This window comes from Niveispirillum sp. SYP-B3756, assembly GCF_009495745.1.
In the GTDB taxonomy this organism is placed as follows: domain Bacteria; phylum Pseudomonadota; class Alphaproteobacteria; order Azospirillales; family Azospirillaceae; genus Niveispirillum.
This window is the reverse complement of record NZ_WIDQ01000004.1, coordinates 121,220-140,986: the sequence shown is the minus strand read 5'-3', so window position 1 is coordinate 140,986 and position 19,767 is coordinate 121,220. Positions and strand designations below refer to the sequence as shown.

Annotated in this window: 17 protein-coding genes; 7 read left to right on the top strand and 10 right to left on the bottom strand. The window is 65.6% G+C overall.

The features are described 5' to 3' along the window. The first annotated feature begins 44 nt into the window (after nt 1-44). Nucleotides 45-707: an alpha/beta hydrolase gene (locus tag GE253_RS10460; RefSeq protein ID WP_153204087.1), complete on the top strand. Its 663-nt coding sequence runs from the start codon at nt 45-47 to the stop codon at nt 705-707. Nucleotides 708-896: 189 nt separating this feature from the next. Here the strand turns inward: GE253_RS10460 and GE253_RS10455 are convergent, their stop codons facing one another. From GE253_RS10455 to GE253_RS10445, 3 genes are all read right to left on the bottom strand, one after another. Then, nucleotides 897-2,696, bottom strand: a complete 1,800-nt coding sequence (locus tag GE253_RS10455) for a M3 family oligoendopeptidase (protein WP_153204086.1) — start codon at nt 2,694-2,696, stop codon at nt 897-899. 72 nt (nt 2,697-2,768) lie between these two features. Further along, nucleotides 2,769-3,278 (bottom strand): L,D-transpeptidase family protein, encoded by a 510-nt coding sequence (locus tag GE253_RS10450; protein WP_153204085.1) that lies wholly within the window; start codon nt 3,276-3,278, stop codon nt 2,769-2,771. 12 nt (nt 3,279-3,290) lie between these two features. Next, complete coding sequence (locus GE253_RS10445) at nt 3,291-4,637, bottom strand: penicillin-binding protein activator (protein WP_247878595.1); 1,347 nt, start codon at nt 4,635-4,637, stop codon at nt 3,291-3,293. A gap of 31 nt (nt 4,638-4,668) precedes the next feature. Here GE253_RS10445 and rsmI point away from each other — a divergent pair, with 31 nt between their 5' ends. Continuing rightward, nucleotides 4,669-5,625, top strand: coding sequence for a 16S rRNA (cytidine(1402)-2'-O)-methyltransferase (gene rsmI, locus GE253_RS10440; RefSeq protein WP_153204084.1), 957 nt, complete (start codon nt 4,669-4,671; stop codon nt 5,623-5,625). After that, nucleotides 5,609-5,989: a YraN family protein gene (locus GE253_RS10435; RefSeq protein ID WP_348770824.1), complete on the top strand. Its 381-nt coding sequence runs from the start codon at nt 5,609-5,611 to the stop codon at nt 5,987-5,989. Before rsmI ends, GE253_RS10435 begins: the two co-directional genes overlap by 17 nt. 3 nt (nt 5,990-5,992) lie before the next feature. Here the strand turns inward: GE253_RS10435 and GE253_RS10430 are convergent, their stop codons facing one another. The 4 genes from GE253_RS10430 to GE253_RS10415 all read right to left on the bottom strand — a co-directional run bounded on the left by GE253_RS10430 (nt 5,993) and on the right by GE253_RS10415 (nt 11,668). Continuing rightward, nucleotides 5,993-7,531 (bottom strand): ATP-binding protein, encoded by a 1,539-nt coding sequence (locus GE253_RS10430; protein ID WP_173012584.1) that lies wholly within the window; start codon nt 7,529-7,531, stop codon nt 5,993-5,995. Nucleotides 7,532-7,650: 119 nt separating this feature from the next. Beyond that, complete coding sequence (locus tag GE253_RS26655; RefSeq protein ID WP_348770823.1) at nt 7,651-9,165, bottom strand: ATP-binding protein; 1,515 nt, start codon at nt 9,163-9,165, stop codon at nt 7,651-7,653. Between the two features lie 109 nt (nt 9,166-9,274). Further along, nucleotides 9,275-10,642 carry a glutamate--cysteine ligase gene (locus GE253_RS10420; protein WP_153204081.1) on the bottom strand — a complete coding sequence of 456 codons (1,368 nt, stop codon included), beginning with the start codon at nt 10,640-10,642 and terminating at the stop codon, nt 9,275-9,277. Nucleotides 10,643-10,720: 78 nt separating this feature from the next. Then, the gene (locus GE253_RS10415; RefSeq protein ID WP_348770822.1) at nt 10,721-11,668 is read right to left on the bottom strand and encodes a 16S rRNA (uracil(1498)-N(3))-methyltransferase; all 948 of its coding nucleotides are present in this window, start codon (nt 11,666-11,668) and stop codon (nt 10,721-10,723) included. Between GE253_RS10415 and ubiA the strand changes: the two genes are divergently transcribed. The 4 genes from ubiA to GE253_RS10395 all read left to right on the top strand — a co-directional run bounded on the left by ubiA (nt 11,667) and on the right by GE253_RS10395 (nt 15,141). Further along, on the top strand, nt 11,667-12,716 hold the full coding sequence (ubiA, locus tag GE253_RS10410; RefSeq protein ID WP_173012583.1) for a 4-hydroxybenzoate octaprenyltransferase: 1,050 nt from the start codon (nt 11,667-11,669) through the stop codon (nt 12,714-12,716). The genes GE253_RS10415 and ubiA overlap by 2 nt on opposite strands. Next, a complete protein-coding gene (locus GE253_RS10405; protein ID WP_348770838.1) occupies nt 12,703-13,359 on the top strand; it encodes a 50S ribosomal protein L11 methyltransferase in 657 nt (218 codons plus the stop codon). Before ubiA ends, GE253_RS10405 begins: the two co-directional genes overlap by 14 nt. A gap of 69 nt (nt 13,360-13,428) precedes the next feature. Then, on the top strand, nt 13,429-14,289 hold the full coding sequence (locus GE253_RS10400) for a phytanoyl-CoA dioxygenase family protein (RefSeq protein WP_153204078.1): 861 nt from the start codon (nt 13,429-13,431) through the stop codon (nt 14,287-14,289). Nucleotides 14,290-14,388: 99 nt separating this feature from the next. Continuing rightward, nucleotides 14,389-15,141: a tetratricopeptide repeat protein gene (locus tag GE253_RS10395; protein ID WP_153204077.1), complete on the top strand. Its 753-nt coding sequence runs from the start codon at nt 14,389-14,391 to the stop codon at nt 15,139-15,141. 156 nt (nt 15,142-15,297) lie between these two features. On the opposite strand, the gene GE253_RS10390 is transcribed toward GE253_RS10395, so the two are convergent. The 3 genes from GE253_RS10390 to GE253_RS10380 all read right to left on the bottom strand — a co-directional run bounded on the left by GE253_RS10390 (nt 15,298) and on the right by GE253_RS10380 (nt 19,712). Next, nucleotides 15,298-15,801, bottom strand: a complete 504-nt coding sequence (locus tag GE253_RS10390; protein ID WP_153204076.1) for a GNAT family N-acetyltransferase — start codon at nt 15,799-15,801, stop codon at nt 15,298-15,300. Nucleotides 15,802-15,878: 77 nt separating this feature from the next. Then, nucleotides 15,879-16,280 (bottom strand): DUF3224 domain-containing protein, encoded by a 402-nt coding sequence (locus GE253_RS10385; protein ID WP_153204075.1) that lies wholly within the window; start codon nt 16,278-16,280, stop codon nt 15,879-15,881. A gap of 69 nt (nt 16,281-16,349) precedes the next feature. Beyond that, entirely contained in the window at nt 16,350-19,712 is a 3,363-nt protein-coding gene (locus GE253_RS10380; RefSeq protein ID WP_153204074.1) for an SIS domain-containing protein, read from the bottom strand. Between the last annotated feature and the right edge of the window lie 55 nt (nt 19,713-19,767).

Here is a 19,767-nt window from a genome sequence, read left to right as displayed (position 1 = left end):
CCACCTTGCTGTCGTGCCTCATGCCTGACCGGGACCGGTGAAGAATGCCTGATGTGATCATGAACGGCCCCGCAGGCCGTCTGGAAGGCCGCTATTCGCATAGCAAGGTACCCAATGCGCCGGTGGCGCTGTTGTTGCACCCGCATCCGCAGCACGGCGGGACGATGAACAACCGTATCGTCTATACGATGTTCCACGCCTTCACCAAGCGCGGCTTCTCTGCCCTGCGTTTCAATTTCCGGGGCGTGGGCCGCAGCCAGGGCACCTATGACCGGGGTGAGGGGGAACTGGCTGATGCCGCCAGCGCGCTGGACTGGCTGCAGACCTATAACCCCAATGCCAGTTCCTGCTGGATCGGTGGTTTCAGCTTCGGTGCCTGGATCGGGATGCAGCTGCTGATGCGCCGGCCGGAGCTGGATGGGTTCCTGTCCGTGGCCCCGCCGGCCAACATGTTCGATTTCAGCTTCCTGGCCCCGTGCCCCGCCTCCGGCCTGATCGTGCATGGCGACCGGGACGAACTGGTGCCGGAGGCGTCGGTGACGCGGCTGGTCAACAAGCTGTCCTCCCAGAAGGACATCAAGATCGATTACCGCCGGGTGGAAGGCGCCAACCACTTCTTCACGGAGAAGTCGGAAGAACTGGGCCGGATCGTGGACGATTACCTGGACGTGGCGCTGGCCAAGCCGATGGGGGCTGCGGCGGGGTAAGGGGGGCTGGGCGTTCAGACCGCTTACTCTCGCGCCCCTCTGCTTCTTAGCCGTCACCCCGGCGAAGGCCGGGGTCCAGTATCGGAGGCACAGTGCTCTACGAACTGGACCCCGGCCTTCGCCGGGGTGACGGTTAGTTGAAACGTATAGCCCCCCGGACCGGCCACCGCCGATCCGGGGGTTTTCACGTCACAGCCGTTCCAGCTCGTCGATGAAGCTTTCCAGCAGGCCCAGGCCCTTGTTCCAGAAAGACGGGTCTTTCAGGTCCAGCCCGAACGGGGCCAGCAGGTCGCCATGGTGCCGGGTGCCGGCGGCGGAGAGCATCTTGATATATTTCTGCGCAAAATCCGCCCCCTGCCCCTGGGCCGCTGCCTCCTGATAGGCCGCATACAGGCTGTTCACCAGGCAATCGCCAAAGGCATAGGCGTAGACATAGAAGGGCGAATGCACGAAATGCCCGATATAGGTCCAGTAGGGGCGATAGCTGTCTTCCCAGCGGAAGGCCGGGCCTAAGCTTTCGGTCTGCACCTCCATCCAGATATCGGCGATGCGCTCGGCGGACAATTCGCCTTCCCGGCGTTCGGTGTGCAGCTTGCGCTCGAACTGATAAAACGCGATCTGGCGGACCACCGTATTGATCATATCTTCCACCTTACCGGCCAGCAGACGCTTGCGGGCGGCGGGGTCGCTGGTGCTGTCCAGCAGGGAGCGGAAGGTCAGCATCTCCCCGAAGACCGAGGCGGTTTCGGCCAGCGTCAGCGGCGTGGAGGCCTGCAAATGCCCCTGGGCGCGGCAGAGATACTGATGCACGCCATGGCCCAGTTCGTGCGCCAGCGTCATCACATCGCGCGTGCGGCCCATATAATTCAGCAGCAGGTAAGGATGGGCCGACGGCACCACCGGATGGGCGAAGGCACCGGGGTTCTTGCCGGGGCGCGGCGGCACGTCGATCCAGGGATTATCAAAGAATTTCTGCCCGATCGCCGCCATTTCCGGGGAGAAACGGCCATAGGCCTTGGCAACGATCTCCTTCGCCTCCTCCCAGCTGATCTTGGCATCATCATCGCCGGGCAGGGGCGCGTTGCGATCCCAGTAATCCAGCTTGTCCTGGCCGAACCATTTGGCCTTCAGCGCATAGTAACGGTGGGAGAGGCGGGGATATGCCTCACGCACCGACGAGAGCAGCGCATCCACCACAACGTCTTCCACATGGTTGCCCATGTTGCGCGCCGACCAGGGCTGGGCGTAGGAGCGCCAGCGATCCTCGATCTCCTTATCCTTGATCAGCGTGTTGGTGATATGGGCGAAGATGCGTTGGTTCTTCCCCAGCACCTCGCCCAGCGCCTGCGCCGCTTCCCGCCGCAATGCTGGATCGGTGGAGGAGAGCAGGTTGAGCGCCTCGGCCGAGGTCAGTTCCTTGTCGCGCACGGGGAAGCGCAGATCGGCCAGATGTTCATCGAACAGCCGGGTCCAGGCCGCCCGGCCCGCCACATGCTTTTCATGCAGCAGCTTTTCCACCTCATCGGAAAGCTGATGCGGGCGGAAAACGCGGGTATCGCGCAGGAAGGGGCCGTAGGCGGCCAGTGCCTTGTCGCGCAGCTTGGCCTGAACTTCATGCTCTTCCAGCCGGTTGATCTCCAGCGTGAAGAACAGCAGGTGGACGGAAATGGCCGTCACCCGCTCGCTCATGCCCTGGTAGAAGCGACCGATGGCGGGATCGGCCATGTTGCCGGCATAGAGCAGGCCGGCATAGGACATGATCTTGGACAGTACCTCGTCCAGCCGCTCATAGGCGGCAATGGCCTTGGCCAGATCGGCACCGGACAGCTTGGCCAGCTTGCCTTCATACTGTTTGGCAAAGGCAATTCCGTCCTTTTCCGCCTGATCCAGATCGGCCTTCAGCGCCGGGCTGTCGGGCCCGGCATAAAGATCGGACAAGTCCCAGGCCGGCATCGGGCCCAGATCGGCGGCATTCAGGCTGTCGGGCATCGCCCCCTCCGGTTGTGCAATGGTTGCCCCCCGATATGGCACGCCACGGCCCCGGTTTCAAAGGGGGGATGGTTACCCGCTTACCACCAGCCGATCCCCCGGTCGGGCCAGCCGCAGCAGCGACAGCATGTCCGGCAGGGTCACCGCCACACAGCCGGCCGTACCCTCATAGCCGGGGCGGGCCAGATGCAGGAAGACGGCACTGCCCAGCCCCGGCACCGGCGGATCATCATTGTAACCCAGCACCACCACGATGTCGTAGACAGGCTCCTCCAGCCACATTTTCTCATGCGAGGCGGCGAAGGGCAGGGTCACCGGGCGGTTATAATCCGGGTGGGCGGGATCATCGCACCAGCCATCCGTCGGCCGAATGGCGGCGATGGGCAGGCCCGTCTGTGGCCGGGGCAGCCGGTCAGCGCGATAGAAGACCTGGCGCAGGGCGAAGGCGCCGACCGGCGTGGCCCCATCCCCTTCCCGCTTGTCGGCGCGGATACCGCTGCGCCCCACGGCACAGCGCGCCCGGCCACCCGGCCAGAATAGCTGATAGCTGCCGTCGGGTGCCTGATCGACCAGAAGATCCATGGTTGCCCCCGATCAGGAAGACGGCGTGGGCTGGAAGCTAGTGGGGGCGGGATCGACCAGACTGGACCCGGTGCGCGTCACCTCCATCACCGCCAGGCCGCGTTCGGAGACACCGGACGGAACCAAGCGGAAAATCCCTTCCACCCCGGCAAAGCCGTTGGGGTTGGTCAGGGCCGCCGGATCAAAACCATCGCGCCCGCCAGCCTTGGCCAACACGGCCGCCAGGGCCGTGGCATCATAGGCCAGCGTGGCCAGACGGTGCGGCTTGTAGCCGTAAAGCTGCTGAAAGCGCTGTTCGAAGGCCTGGCGGCCTTCCGACGGCGGGGCGGCGTACCAGCCGCCGATCAAAGCCGGCTCCCGGCCCAGCCCGCCTTCATCCCACAGGCCGGTGCCCAGCAGGCGCCCCGGGGCCGGATCAATGTCGAAGAACGGGAACAGGGAGGCGATTTCGCGCAGCTTGGTGCCGCCCTCCGCAATCAACACGGCATCGAAGGGCATTTCCCCGAACGTGTCGGCGTTTGAAAGCCGGCGCAGGGCCGTCTGCGACTCCGCATCGCCAGCCCCGTGCAGGCGAGATCGTTCGGCAGCCAGCCCCGCCTTACGCCCATCATAATTGGACAGGCGACGCACCACACTGGTCATGTCCGGCGTGCCGGGGGTATAGCGCTCCACCCGCGTCACCTGCCCACCCACGGCGGCCGCCGCCTCCGTCAGTGCCTTCAGGGTGGCATCGCCATAGGGGGTGGAAGGGGCCAGCAGACCAAAGCGCAGCGCCCCCCGACCGGCCGCCATGTTGACGACGCGGCGCACCTGTTCCTGCGGCTGGAAGCCCAGCACCCAGAGGCCGCCACCGGCGACATTCCAGTCCGAGGAGAAGCTGACCACCGGCACCGGCCGGCCGGCCTGGGCCAGCACCGGCTTCACCGCACTGGCCTGGGGGGCGAACAGCGGCCCCAGAATCAGGCTGGCCCCTTCATCGATGGCGCCCTTGGCGGCGGCAGCGGCGGCAGCGGGCTCCCCCTTGCTGTCGCGCGGCATCAGCACGAACTTGTCATCGCCCAGATCGAACAGGGCCATCTGGGCCGCATCCAACATGCTCTGCCCGATGGCAGCGCTGGCGCCGGACAGCGGCAGCAGCAGGGCCACCCGCACCTTGTCATCCTGGGGCATGGGGGCGGCACTGGCCACCGGCGGGGGCGGCGCCACCACCACGGGGGGCGGGGCTGCAACGACCGGGGCTTGCGGTGGCGGGGGTGGGGCCGTTACCGTACCCGGACTGGCGCATCCCGCCAGTATGCCGGCGGTCAGGGCCAGCGCCGCCAGCGTCTTTGCCATGCGGTGCCGTTTCTGCGCTGCCATCCCGAACCCCTTCCTGCTTGAAAACCACGCCATGGACGATGTCCCCGATACCGAACCGACCGACCTTGACGATACCGACGGGGAGGAATTCCCCATGCCGGGCGAAGGTAGCGGGACCGACCCGATCCGTAAACCAGCACCGGGCCTTTACATCGTCGCCACCCCCATCGGCAATGCCGGCGACATAACGCTGCGCGCGCTCGCCCTGTTGCGCGGCGTCGATGCCATTGCCTGCGAAGATACCCGCGTCACCGGAAAGCTGATGCGCCGATATGGCATTGCCACCCGGCTCGTCCCTTATCACGACCATAATGCGGCAAAGATGCGGCCGCAGTTGCTGGCCCGCGTGGCCGAGGGGCAGGCCATCGCCCTGGTGTCGGATGCCGGCACGCCCCTGGTCAGCGATCCGGGCTTCAAGCTGGTGCGCGATGCCCGGGACCAGGGGCTGCCCGTCACCCATCTGCCCGGTGCCAATGCGGCCCTGACGGCGCTGGTGTTGTCGGGCCTGCCCAGCGACCGTTTCCTGTTCGCCGGCTTCCCCCCGCCCAAATCCGCCGCCCGGCGGACCATGCTGGAAGAGTTCCGCACCCTGCAGGCGACGCTGATTTTCTACGAATCGGCGCAGCGGCTGGCGGAGATGCTGGGGGATGTCGCCGCCACGCTGGGCAGCCGTGAAGTGGCGGTGGCGCGCGAACTGACCAAGATGTTTGAAGAGGTGCGGCGCGGCCCGGTGGCCGAGCTGGCCGCCCATTACACCGAAAACGGCCCGCCCAAGGGTGAGGTTGTCGTCGTTGTCGGCCCGCCCGCCGCCGATGCCGCCGCCACCGATGCCGCCGACCTGGACAGCCTGCTGGCCCAGGCCCTGTCCGGCGGGATGAGCGTGCGGGACGCCGCCGCCCATGTCGCCACCATCACCGGCCAGCCGAAAAAATCCGTCTATGCGCGCGCACTCGAACTGGGGACAGGAGGCCGTGGGAAAGGTCCGTAACCGCATCGACCGCCGGCGGGCGGAACGGCTGGGCCGGCTGGCCGAACTGGCCTGCCGGCTGGTGCTGTGGCTGAAAGGCTATCGCATCCTGGTCACCCGCCTGCGCCTGCCGGTCGGGGAGATCGACATCATCGCCGCAAAGGGCCGCGTGCTGGCAGTGGTGGAGGTGAAGGCGAGGGCCAGCCTGCCCCAGGCGCTGGCAGCCCTGCCGCAGACCAGCTGGCGCCGCCGCCATGCCGCCATCAGCCATTTCGTGGCACGGCGACCGCATCTGGCCCATCATGCCATCCGCTTTGACCTGATGGTGGTGTTGCCCCGCCGTCTGCCCCGCCATATCAAGGATGTCTGGCGGCTGGAAAATTGACCTTTACCCCGCCAGGCGCGCCGGCTCCCCCACACGGCGCGGGATGGTCAGGATGAAGCGGGCACCCTGGCCCGGCTCGGATTGCAGCCGGATGGTGCCACGTAAGGATTGCGTCACCAGATTATAGACGATGTGCAACCCCAGCCCGCTGCCGCCATGGGCACGGTTGGTGGTGAAGAACGGGTCGAACAGACGGTCCTGATGTTCAGGCAGCACGCCCTTGCCATCATCGGCAAAGACCATTTCCACCAGATCGTCGCTGACCAGCCGCGCCTGGATGCTGATATTGCCCGCCCGGCCATCGGGGAAGGCATGGATCAGGGCATTGATCAGCAGATTGGTGAGGATCTGCGACAGCGCCCCCGGATAGCTGTCCATCATCAGGCCCGGCGGGCAGCCCACGCTGATCTGGTGCGGTTCCTGGCGCAGGCGCGGCGCCAGGCTCAGCAATATTTCCTCAATATAGGCGCCCAGCTCAAAGGGCCGGCATTCGGCACTGGCCTGATCCACGGCCACCTGCTTGAAGCTCTGCACCAACCCGGCCGCGCGGGCAACGTTGGCCAGAATCAGGGCTGCCGTCTCCCGCAGGGTCTGCTGGTAATCAGCCAGCTGGCTGCGGGTCAGCCGGTTACCCGCCACCGCCTGATCCAGCCCATCCACACAATCGCGCAGATGGGTGCTGGCGGTGACGGCAATGCCCATCGGCGTGTTCAACTCATGCGCCACCCCGGCTACCAGCCCGCCCAGGCTGGCCATCTTTTCCGCCTGGACAAGACTGTCCTTGGTTTCGATCAGCTGGCGCTGCGCCTCCTCCAGCTCCTCCACCTTGCTGGCCAGCTGGTCGCGCTGCAGGGCGATGATGGTTTCCCGGTGCAGCAGCTCGACATTGGCTTCCTCCAGCCGCCGCCGCTCCGCCTCCTGCTCCCGGCGGCGGTGGAATTCCGACCGGCGCAGCGTGGCCAGCTGATAGGCGGTAACAGCCCCGAAAATATTGGCCAGGGTCTGCATCACCATGGCCGTCTTGATCTGCGAGGTGGTGGCCCCGCTATACGGCATGACCAGCCAGAGATAGAGGGCGCTGGCCGCCACCCCCCAGCCCACCATCCAGAGCCAGCGCGTGGGCAGGAACAGGTAATTCATCAGCACCACGATCATGACAAAGAAGCTGACCGTAAAGCCGACATCCTGCCGTTCCACCCAGAGCGCGACCATCGCGGTCATCACCCAAATATAGGAGAGCAGGAACAGGGTGGCGGCGTGGCGCAGGCCATAGGTGGCATTGCGCGCCGGGATCAGCATCACCAGTAGAATCGTGACATAGACCCCCAGCCGCAGCGGCAGGAACAGATTGAAAATGGTTTCCCGCGGCAGATAGACGAAATCCAGCGCCAGCGGCATCAGATAGAAGAACATCAGGGCCAGCAGGTTCATGCGCAGGGCGCGCACCTCCTGCCTCATGATCGACTGGCGGAAATCACGCTCCAGGGCGTGGTCCGCGAATGTGCCCCATTTCTGCATCGCGCCCGGAACCTCGCCTCGCATGACGACCGGGTGATCCCGGCCCCTTGCCCTGACCGCCATACGGCCGCTGCCAATTTAAACGCAGCGGCTGGCGGCGGCAATAGAAGGCGCAACCTCTGCCAGCAGCAAAGACGCGCCTATCAACCTGCTACATCTTCAACCGGGGTTATTGCTTCGCCCGCCACGGCACGCGGCAATGTCAGGGTGAAGCAGGTGCCCTCCCCCAGGGTGGAGCGGACACGGATGCTGCCCCCCAGCGTCTGGGTCACCAGATTATAGACGATGTGCAGCCCCAGCCCGCTGCCGCCCTGGGCGCGGTTGGTGGTAAAGAATGGGTCGAACAACCGGTCCAGATGCTGGGGCGGCACCCCTTTGCCATTATCGGCAAAGATCAGTTCCAGCTGATTGCCCGGCAGCGGCCGGGCCTGGATGCTGATCAACCCCACCCGTCCCCCCGGAAAGGCGTGGACCAGCGCGTTCAGCAGCAGGTTCGTCAGCACCTGCGACAGGGCGCCGGGATAGCTGTCCATCACCAGCCCCGGATCGCAATCCACCAGCAGCTCATGCGGTTCCTTGCGCAGCCGCGGGGCCAGACTGTGCAAGACCTCATCAATATAGGGGCCGAGCGGGAACAGGCGGCGTTCGGCACTGGCCTGATCCACCGCCACCTGTTTAAAGCTCTGCACCAGCCCGGCAGCCCGGCTGACATTGGACAGAATCAGGTCGGTGCTGTCGCGCAAGGTCTCCTGATATTCGGTCAGCCGGCTGCGGGTCAGCCTTCCTTCCGCCACCACCTGATCCAGCCCCCGCAGGCTGTCGCGCAGATGGGTGCCGGCGGTCAGGGCGATGCCCATGGGGGTGTTCAGCTCATGCGCCACCCCGGCCACCAGCCCGCCCAGACTGGCCATCTTTTCCGCCTGCACCAGACTGTCCTTGGTCTCGATCAGCTGGCTGTGTGCCTCCCCCAGCTCCACCACCTGGGCAGCCAGCTGGTCGCGCTGGTCGGCGATGATCGCCTCCCGCCGACGCAGCTCCTCATTGGCCTCTTCCAGCTGGCGATGGCGCAGAAACTCCGCCCGGCGGACGGTGGCCAGCTGATGCGCGGTGAAGGCACCAAAAATATTGGCCAGGACATGCATGACCACAGCCGTTTGAATCTGAAACGACGTCGCCCCGGATTGCGGCATGATCAGTATGATATAGATGCAGCTGGCCGCCACCCCCCAGGCCAGCATCCAGGTCCAGCGTGTGGGCAGGAACAGATAGTTCATCAGCACCACAACGGAGATGAAGAAGCCGACCGTAACCCCGACCCCCATCACATCCACCCATAAGGGCGGTGTGGCCGTCAGCAGCCAGATATAAGAAAGCGCCACCATGACGCAGACATGCCGCAGCGTATAGGTGGACGGCCGCACCGGCAGCAGCAGGATGAAGATGAGAAAGGGGAAGAGCGCCAGCCGCAGCGGCAGATAGACGCTCAGCACCATGCCCTGGGGCATGTAATAAAAATCCAGTGTCATCGGCAGCAGGCGCAGCACCATCAGCGCAATCAGATTGATGCGCAGACCCCGCACCTCGCGGGCCATAACGGAGAGGCGGAAATCCTGCTCCATCGCGGGGTCGACAAAGCGCCCCCATCTCTGCGTCGACACCGGCGCCCACCCTCCAGACCTAAGCTGCCTTTATTCTATGCAAAGATGGCGGGCACAGCAATGGCATCACAACCATTGACGGTGCCCGCCATCATTACAACAACCAGGGTCAATAGGCGTAGACGTCGTACAGCGGATCGACGGAATGCGCCCATTCCGTCTCATACCGTTCCAGCAACTCTCTCGCCAGGGTGCGGCCGGTTTCGGCGATGGCGGCCAGTGGTTCGATGAAATGGCTTTCATCATCGCCCATGCCGGCAGTGCGGGCCCGGTTGCGCAAACCCTCCCGCGCGATCTCCACCACTTGGCGGGCCACGGGCTGCAGCGTGCCGCCCTGGAAGGGGGTATCCAGGCCCAGGCGCGGCACGTCGCGGCGAAGGCCCGCGCGGTCGTCGCTGCTCCACCCCTTCACCAGATCCCAGGCGGCATCCAGGGCAGTATTGTCATATAACAAGCCCACCCACAGCGCCGGCAGGGCGCAGAGACGACCCCAGGGGCCGGCATCGGCCCCGCGCATTTCCAGATATTTCTTCAGCCGCACTTCCGGGAACATGGTGGTCATATGGTCCGACCAATCCGTCATCAGCGGCAGTTCGCCCGGCAGGATGGACAGGCGGCCATCGAGAAAATCGCGGAAGGACAGGCCGGACGCATCCAGATACTGCCCATCGCGGTAGGCGAAATACATCGGCACATCCAGCGCATAATCCACATAGCGCTCGAACCCGAATCCCTCCTCGAACACAAAGGGCAGGTCGCCGGTGCGGTCGGGATCGGTATCGGTCCAGATATGCGAGCGGAAGGACTGGAAGCCATTGGGCTTGCCCTCCGTAAACGGGCTGGCGGCGAACAGGGCCGTGGCGATGGGCTGCAACGCCAGCGACACCCGGAACTTCTTCACCATGTCCGCCTCGGAGGCGAAATCCAGGTTCACCTGCACCGTGCAGGTGCGGGTCATCATGTCCAGGCCCAGGCCGCCGCGCTTGGGCATATATTCGCGCATGATCTTGTAGCGGCCCTTGGGCATCCAGGGGATATCAGCCCGCTTCCATTTCGGGTTGAAGCCCAGCCCCAGCATCCCGAAGCCCAGGTCGCGCCCGATGGCGCGCACCTCGGCCAGATGCTGGCCCACCTCCGCACAGGTTTCATGGATGGTGTGCAGCGGGGCGCCCGACAGTTCGAACTGGCCACCCGGTTCCAAGCTGATATTGGCCATGCCCTTGGTCAGCGCGATGGTGTTCTCCCCCTCGCGCACCGGCTCCCAGCCGAATCGGCGCTCAAACTCGCCCAGGATGGCGCCGATGCCGCCCGGCCCCGGATAGGGGACGGGGGACTTGTCATCCAGCCGGAAGACAAATTTCTCATGCTCCGTCCCGATGCGCCAATCGACAGCGGGTTTGCAGCCGCTTTCCAGATATTCGACCAGTTGCCGACGGTCGGTGATAGGCGCGCCGCGCGAAGACGGGGGTGCGGACATGAATGAATATCCTTAAGGGCAAAGACGAAGACCAGAGACAACGCCACGGACAGGGGCTGGGAAACCCCCGCAGAAAACTCAAGCCCGGTTGGGCGGGCGGGCATCCTGTCCGCCCCGCTGCCAATCGCCAGCCACCGCCTGCCAGGCGGAAAGCACGGCAAAGGCCGCCGTATCGGCGCGCAGAATACGCGGACCCAGGCCGATCGGCACCACAAAAGCCATGCGGTACAACAGCGCCAGTTCCGTCGGATCGAAGCCCCCCTCCGGTCCCACCAGGAATGCGGCGGGTGCAGTGGTGTGCGCTGTGATGGCGGTCACCAACGGTTGCGCCGCCCCGCTTTCCGCCGCCAGATAGAGGCGGCGCCCTTCGTCCCAGCCGGACAGCAGCCGGGCCAGTTCCACCGGCTCCGCCACATCCGGCACGGTCAGCCGTTCGCATTGTTCGGCGGCTTCCACCGCGTTGGCGCGCAACCGCTCCAGGTTGACGCGCCCCACATCGCCCCGGCGGGTGAAGACGGGGATCAGCCGGGAAACGCCCAGTTCCACCGCCTTTTCCACCACATATTCGGTGCGCCCGCCCTTCAGCGGCGCAAAGGCCAGCCAGGGGCCGGCGTCGGGATCTGCGGGGGCGGGCCGGGTCTGGCGTTCCACCGTCAGGGTACCGGCGGATTTGCCCAGCGTGTCGATCCGCGCCAGGAATTCGCCATCCCGCCCGTTGAAGGCCAACACCCCATCCCCCGGACCCTGGCGCAGCACAGCGCGCAGATAATGCGCCCGCCCCCCGTCCAACGGGGCCGATGCCCCCGCCGACAGCGGTGCATCGATGAACAGGCGGGTACGGGGCAGCGGCTGATCCTGGGTCATGGGCACCGGGCGGGGGTAGAAATCCGGCTGACAGAAATAGACCGTCAGCCCCCGCCGCACCAGTACCGGCGGCAAAATGCCACCAATACGCTTGGCGCCGGATAAGCAAACGGTTGCACCTTTGCCTATCCGGCGCATCGGGGGTAGGATGCGCGCCATCATGACCGATATTCCGCGTCAGGCCGGTGGCCATACCGATATTCGCAGGGGGGACTGGATCGACCGGCTGTTGCCGGCCGGCTGGCGCCCCTATGCGCGGCTGGCCCGGCTGGACCGGCCGATTGGCACCTGGCTGCTGCTGCTGCCTTGCTGGTGGTCCATCGCCCTGGCCGCCCCCGCCGGTTCCTGGCCGGATTTCTGGCTGATGGCCCTGTTCGGGATCGGTGCCGTGGTAATGCGCGGGGCCGGCTGCACCATCAACGATATCATCGATCACAAGCTGGATGCCCAGGTGGAACGCACCCGCGTGCGCCCCATCCCCAGCGGTCAGGTCAGCCTGTTGCAGGCTTTTCTTTTCTTAGGGGCGCAATGCCTGGTCGGGCTGCTGATCCTGGTGCAGTTGAACCTGTTCTCCATCCTGCTGGGGGCCGCCTCGCTGATCCTGGTGGGGCTGTACCCGCTGATGAAGCGGGTGACGTGGTGGCCGCAGGCGTTTCTGGGGCTGACCTTCAACTGGGGCGCCCTGCTGGGCTGGGCCGCCGTGCGCGGCAGCATCGATTGGCCGGCCCTGTTGCTCTATGCCGGGGGCATCCTCTGGACGCTGGGTTATGACACGATCTATGCCCATCAGGACCGGCGGGATGATGAACAGGTCGGCATCAAATCCACCGCCCGCCTGTTCGCCGCCGATTCGCGGCGCTGGGTGGGGGGCTTCTATGCCGGGGCCTTTTGCCTGTGGGTGCTGGCGCTGACGCCGCTGACCATGGGCTGGACCGTGCTGGTGCCGCTGGCCGCCACGGCCGGGCTGATGCTGGTGCAGGTGCGCGGCTGGGAGATGGATGACCCGGCGGACAGCCTGTCCACCTTCCGCGCCGCCCGTTTCACCGGCTGGACCCTGCTGATCGCCATCATGGCCGGTATCGCCGCGATGCCGCCCGGCAGCCATGGCGGTGGCGGCAGTGGCGGGATACAGTTCAACAGCCTGCCCAAGCCCCAGATGCAGCACCAGATGCTGAGATTGGCCGATTTTGCGCCCGATAACCGCCGCTGAGCGTACTGATTTCATCCGTTCCCATACGGCCCTGGCGCCTGTCGGCCCCCTTCTCCCCGATATAAGCCTGTATCAGGCAACCGAAATCACCCCCATCTGGCAGGCCACGGAAGACTGGCTGGAGCGCCAGGGCGTGCCCCCGCCCTTCTGGGCCTTTCCCTGGGCCGGCGGGCAGGCGGTGGCCCGATTGATCCTGGACCAGCCCGATCTGGTGGCCGGTCGCCATGTGCTGGATTTCGCCGCCGGCAGCGGCCTGATCGCTATCGCCGCCCTGCAGGCGGGTGCCGCCGCCGTCCGCGCGGTGGAGATCGACCCGTTTGCCGTGGATGCGACATATCTGAACGCGGCCGCCAATGGCGTGACGGTGACGGCGGATGTCGCCAACATTATCGGCCAGGATCTGCCCGGCATCGAGATCGTGCTGGCCGGCGATATCTGTTACGAGCGCCCCTTTGCCGAAGCAGCACTCGGCTGGCTGCGCCGGCTGGCCGCCGGCGGCACCCTGGTGCTGCTGGGCGATCCGGGCCGGGCCTATCTGCCGGCCCAGGGGCTGGAGAAAATGGCCAGCTACGCCGTGCCCACCACGCGGGAGCTTGAGGACCGGGAGGTCCGTGTCACCGATGTCTGGCGGGTGCCAGGCTGACAGGGATTGCCGCAAGCAAGGTCAGGGCGGTAAAAGCCAGAGAGCACCACCCAAACGGACCTGCCGCCGATGTCCTTCCTGACCCAAGCCCAGATCGATGCCTATCACCGCGACGGCTTCCTGCTGCTGGAAGGCTTTGCCGATCCGGCGGATTGCCGGGCGCTGATGGATCAGGCCGGGCGGCTGGTGGCGGGGTTCGATGCGGCGGCCCATGCCTCGGTCTTCTCCACCGTCAACCAGCAGAAGACCAGCGACGATTATTTCCTCTCATCGGGCAATCAGATCCGCTTCTTCTTTGAGGAGGAGGCGTTTGACGCGGCCGGGCATCTGCGCCAGGAAAAATCCCTGTCGATCAACAAGATCGGCCATGCCCTGCATGACCGCGATCCGGTGTTCAGCCAATTTTCCCGCGACCCGCGTCTGGCTTCCATTACGGCAGATATCGGCATGGCAAGGCCGCTGTTGATGCAGTCCATGTATATTTTCAAGCAACCCCATATCGGTGGGGAGGTGGTGTGCCACCAGGACAGCACCTTCCTTTATACGGAGCCGATGAGCGTGGTGGGCCTGTGGTTTGCGGTGCAGGATGCGACGCTGGAGAATGGCTGCATGTGGGCGCTGCCCGGCGGGCACCGGGACGGGCTGAAGAAGCGTTTCTCCCGCGATGGCCAGGGTGGCGTGCGCATGGATGTGCTGGATGCCAGCCCCTGGCCCGACTGCACGCCGGACAATGGCTATGTGCCGCTGCCGGCCAAACAGGGCACGCTGATCCTGCTGCATGGCTTGCTGCCGCATTTGTCCGGCCCCAACCGCTCCCCCCAGTCCCGCCATGCCTATACGATCCATGTCGTGGATGGGGCCTGCGACTACCCGGCCAGCAATTGGCTGCAACGGTCGGCGGACGATCCGGCGCGGGGTTTTGCCGGCTGATTTTCCGGTTGAATTACCTCTTTGGTACAGGGATCAACCGGCTTGCCAGCGGGGTGGCGCTGCGCCAGAGTGGCACGTTTCCTGACCGGATAAGCCGCCATGCCACTGATTTTCCTGCTTTCCACCACCATTGCCATTTTCTTTGCCGTGCATGTGGTGCGCACCGGGCGGGAGATGTACTGGCTGTTCATCCTGCTGGTTTTCCCCTTCCTGGGCAGCGTGGTCTACGCGCTGGCGATCTATCTGCCCTCCCTGCGCAACAGTTCCCACGCCCACAAGGTGAAGGAAAACCTGATCCGCGCGGTGGACCCGGGCCGTGACGTGCGGGAAGCCCGCGAACGGCTGATGGATGTGCCCAGTGTGCAGAACCGGCTGAAACTGGCGCAAACCCTGCTGGCGGCGGGTGACCATGCCGAAGCCGAGGAACATTTCACGGCGATGTTGACCGGCCTGAACGCTGATGATCCGGATATCCTGCTGGGTCTGGCGGAGGCCCAGTTGGGCAATGGCAAACCGGCGGCTGCCCTGGACAGCCTGACCCGGCTGCGCGCCGCCCATCCCGATTACCAGTCCGCCGAGGGTCACCTGACCTATGCCCGCGCCCTGGACGAGCTGGACCGGGGGCCGGAGGCGGAGCGCGAATACCGGGCGCTGGCCGATTATTATCCAGGCGTGGAGCCGCTGTGCCGGCTGGCCCTGCTGCTGGGGCGCCTGGGCCGTCAGGCGGAGGCACAGGAACTGTTCAAGGACGTGCAGCAGCGCCTGTCCCGCGCCCCCGGCCATGTCCGCGCCCGACAGAAGGAATGGCTGGATCTGGCCCGGCAGAATCTGGCGCGGGGTGGCGCTTCTTAAACCAATCCCCCTTGATCGTGATCGATCCAGGGGGATTTTGCGTTCCCTCATGCGCCGGGCGCTGCCTCCGGCAGCTTGGCTTGCGCGCCACGTGGCGCGGGCTGGCGGTCGCCAGCCTCCAAGCCGCCTAAAGGTCAACCTTTAGGCGGCTTGGTGTTAATCTTCCACCAGCGGCTGGAACATGACCAGCGCGTCGACATAGCCCAGGCTGGGATGCTGGAAGACCAGCGGCAGGCGGCCGACGATGGTAAAGCCCAGCGCCTGCCACAGGGCCACGGCGCGGGTGTTGCTGCTGACCACGAAATTGAACTGCATCCCGCGATAGCCGCGCTGTCTGGCATGGTCCAGGGAATGCAGGCACATGGCCCTGGCCACCCCGCGCCCGGTGGCCGCCGCAGCGGTCATGTAGCCGCAATTGCAGATATGGCGACCACCACCGGCCTGATTGGGGCGGATGAAATAGGTGCCCACCACCTGCCCATCCGGCGCCACGGCAACAAACGTCTCCTTATCCGGCGCCAGCCAATAGGCCAGCGCCTCGCCCTCCCCCATATCCTGGTCCAGCGTATAGGTCTCCCCAGCCCGGATGGTGGGGCCGATAATGCGCCAGAGGACGGGGGCGTCGGCGACGGTGGCCGGGCGGATGAGAAGACCGGTCATCAGCTTTAATTCCTATAAACGGATTACAATTGACCAGAAACCTATCCGAGGTAGCTGCCAAGCGGGTGCCACCCCACTCACTCACCCGGCAGGTCATAGATGAAATCGTAATAATGATTCCCGTCGGCCACCTTGATGGCCATCTCCCCGGAAATGCCGGCCAACCCACCGAAACCGCTGTCCGGCACGACGGAGATGGACAAATGCGGGTGGCCGCGATCCATGGTGCCAACATGGCGCAGCACGAAACTGCCGCTGCGGCCGTTCAGCGTACCGGTCACCCGTTCCAGCGCCACATAAACCGCTGATCCCTTCACACCGGTCTGCGCGCTTAACATCCGGCCTTTGCCGGTGGCATCCAGGGGACCGTGAAACTGCTTGTCCAGCAGCATCTGGCCCAGGCTGGTGCCATCCGCCGCGTCGGGTTCGCCCTCGGGCGTTATCTTGACGTCGAAAGTACCGGTGGCATGGAAGCTCATGGCGGCGTCGATCCATTGGTTGATGACGCCGCCATTCTATCAGAACATTACACGAACGGGAAAGCCTGTTCAGCCAACCCGCACCAGATCGGCCGCCGGGCGGAACAGCAGGTCGCGCGGGGACATCCTGGCGATAAAGGCGGCGAAATCGCACGCCTCCCCATGCACCAGTTCGTGATAGGCGTCGAACAGATCTTCGTAGAGATGCAGTTCCTTCAGCAGGGCCGTCTTCTGCTGCAGGCTGGCCTGGGGCGCCAGTTCGGTATGCAGCAGGGCCAGCCCCGCCAGCCGCCAGTCGGCCCCGGCGAAGAAGGGCACCAGCAACAGGTTTTCCGCCTCCCCCGTGCCAGCGGAAAACACGGTACGGCCCAGGCGCAGGGCCTTGCGCTTGCTGCCCGCCGCCACCCGGCCACCATCATAGCCGGATGTCTGCCCGGCAGAGCGGCCGACGCGGGTATCGGCCACCAGCTTCGGCCCGTCCTTGCCATCGCCGGCCAAGCGGTAAAGCAGCCCACCTGTCACCGCCGTCAGCACGGCGGAATAGGCGGTCAGGGTCTGCCGGTCAGCCTCGGCCAGCGACTCCGGTGCCACGCCCAGTTCGGCCAAGGTGGCCAGGATGGCGGGTGCCACCTCCCGCGTCGGGCGGGAAATGCCCACGGTCACGGTCTTGGCTTGATGGCGGATGGTGTCGATGGGGCGGCTGGTTTCCTCAAATAGCGTGCGCAACACCCCCTCCCCCGCCGTCAGCACGGCGGCGCGGCGGGCGGGATCGTTACCGATGCCGGCCAGATCGGCCCCGAAGGCCGCCAGTTGCGCCACGGCGCGCGGCGGCAAGGCCGCATCCTGTTCGCCATCGGCAATGCGGCGCATTTCCAGCGCCACCGCATCCAGCAGCGGGGCGACCGGCTGGTCCTTTTCCACCAGTGCCTGTTCCAGCGCCGCCCCCAATTCGCGGAAGCCCTGGGACCGGCGGTCAATGGCGCGGGCGGCGTGGAAGCCCCAGAGATGGCCCGCCACCGTGGCCAGCACGAAATCCAGCCCGGCCCCGGCGGATGGCACGCGGATCACTGCCTCCGCGTAAGGATCGAAACAGGTTTCCCCCTTGGCCGCCACCACGATGGGCTTGCCGGCATGGGCCTTGAAGATCGCCACTTCCTTGGCCGTGTCCTGTGCCAGCAGCGGCGGTAGATCATTGGCGATCACCAGGGTCAGCGGCTCGGTCGACAGGTCGATATGCTTCTTATCCTCGGTATAATCGACCGGGATGGATTTGTAACAAAGCTCCGACAGCTTGATGCGGATTTCCTCTGCCGCCACCTTGTTGGCGCCATTGCCCACCACCGCCCAATAGCGGTTATAGGGGGCATATTGTTCCGCCACGGCGGCAATCGCCGCTTCTTCATCCAGCACTTCCTGGATGCGGGCGGGCAGCCCTTCCAGGGCCACCAGTTCATCATGGATCTGCACCGGGCCCAAGGTGCCCAGCGCATCGGCGATGCAGAGTGCCGTCAGCTTGCCCGCCGTCACCTGCGAATAGAAAGCCTTGGTGCTGGCCACGGCCATTTCAATGTCGCGCCCGTCACTGGTGAACAGGTGGCTGTCGGCCTTGCGCACCAGGGTGCTGTTGCGGCGGTTGACGATGGCGTGAATCCAAGCCCCCGCCGCGCGGGCCAGATCAACCGTGCGGTTAGTGTCGGTGGTGGTGCCCGACTGGCTGATGGCGATCACCAGCGTATCATCCAGCACCGCCCCATCCAGGTTGGAGGAGAGCTCCGACGCCTTGGCCGCTTCCACATGGATGGCGCTGCCCCCCAGCGCCTGGCGCAGCAGATGCGCCACGCCCATGCCGGCAATGGCCGCCGTGCCCTGGCCGGTGACGAAGATACGGCGGATGGCAGGCTTGGCCGGATCACTCAGGCGGCGGCGCAGGCTGGCCCAGATGCCATCCTCCCCCAGATCGAAACTGGCCTGCCGTCCTGCGCGGCTGTAACGCCCCACCAGGGTCTTGCGCACGCTGCCGGCGGCTTCGTGGACCTCTTTCTCGAAGAAATGGTCGAAATCGCCCCGGAAAATATCGCGGCTGAAAATCTCGATCGGGTCGGCTATCAGCGCGGTGGGCTGGCCATCATCGATGGTGCGGGCGGTCAGCGCCAATTCCCCAGCAACAGTAGACAGCGTGACGGCCAGCCCGCCTTTTTCAACCTTGGCCAGCGCGATGGAGGCGCGGGCGCGCGGGGCCAGCCCGTAATTTTCCGACGACAGGATCAGGCCATCGGCCACCTCCGCCACGAACAGGGCCTGCCCGCTGCCCTTCTGTCCCAGATAGAGCCGTTCCGGGTCCGTCGGGTGCAGCAGGCCAATGGCGACGGAACCTTCAAAGCGGCGCAGGGCCGCCAGGAACCGGTCGCCATTGCCATTGCCCGCCGTCAGGCGGAAGGTGACGGGGATGATCTTGGCATCGGTGGTAACGGCGGGCGGAATGGCCAATCCGGCCGCCGTCACCAGCCCTTCGCGCAGGCCCCGGTAATTGTCGATATCGCCATTCAGCACCGAGACGACATCGGCGTCCACCGGCAGCAACGGCCCTTCATCCCCCGCCAGGGCCCCGCCCTGCGGGTGGCAGTTGGGCAGGTTGATCGCCCCGTGGGAGGCCCAGCGCGTATGGGCGATGATGCCCACCTGCGCCACCTTGGCCGCCATCTGCCAGAACAGCGCGTCGGCGCGCAGCTTGGCCCGCAGCGTGGCGCCATTGTCACCCAGCTTGCCGATCAGTTGCGCCACCTTATAGGTGAAGCGCACCGTCGCCCCGCCATCGGCCAGGGCATGGGCGACAAAGGCCCCGTCCGTATCATAGCCATCGCGCCCCAGCGCAGCGGCCTGCCGGCGCCAGCCGGCCAGTTCGGCATCGGCCAGGGGGCCGGGGATGGCGAGTTGTACGGAAATGCCGGCGCTGTCGCGGCCCCGCACCTCCAGCCGGTCCAGATTCTCGATCACCTGTTCCACCGTCCAGGCGGTGAAATGCTGGGCGCGCAGCGGCTGGGCCACACCGGCCAGCAGCGACAAGGTGCGGTCGATATTGGCCAGCACCTCATGCGTCAGCTGCCAGCCATAATCGCGCAGGCGTTCGGCCGTGCGCTCCACCCGCGGGTCACGCGCGTTGGCCCCCGTCTTCAATGTGGCTTCCAGGGAAGCGACATAGGCGGCCGCCCGTCCCACATGGGCGCGCAATGCTGGCTGTTCCACCAGGGCCATATGGGTGGCAAAGGCCATCAGGTCGTTGAAGCGACCATGCAGCGCATCCAGGGCGGCATCAATGGCGTCCAGGTTCGTGGCGTCGGCCGCCAGCAGGCTGGCCGCAATGCCATCCACCCAGGAGGCATCCCCCGCCTGACGCCAGGAACGACCGGAGAGAAGGCCAGCGATGCCGCACATGGTGATCACCCGATAGCTGAAGAACAGAAACCTAGATACGCCACCCCGGCGCCGG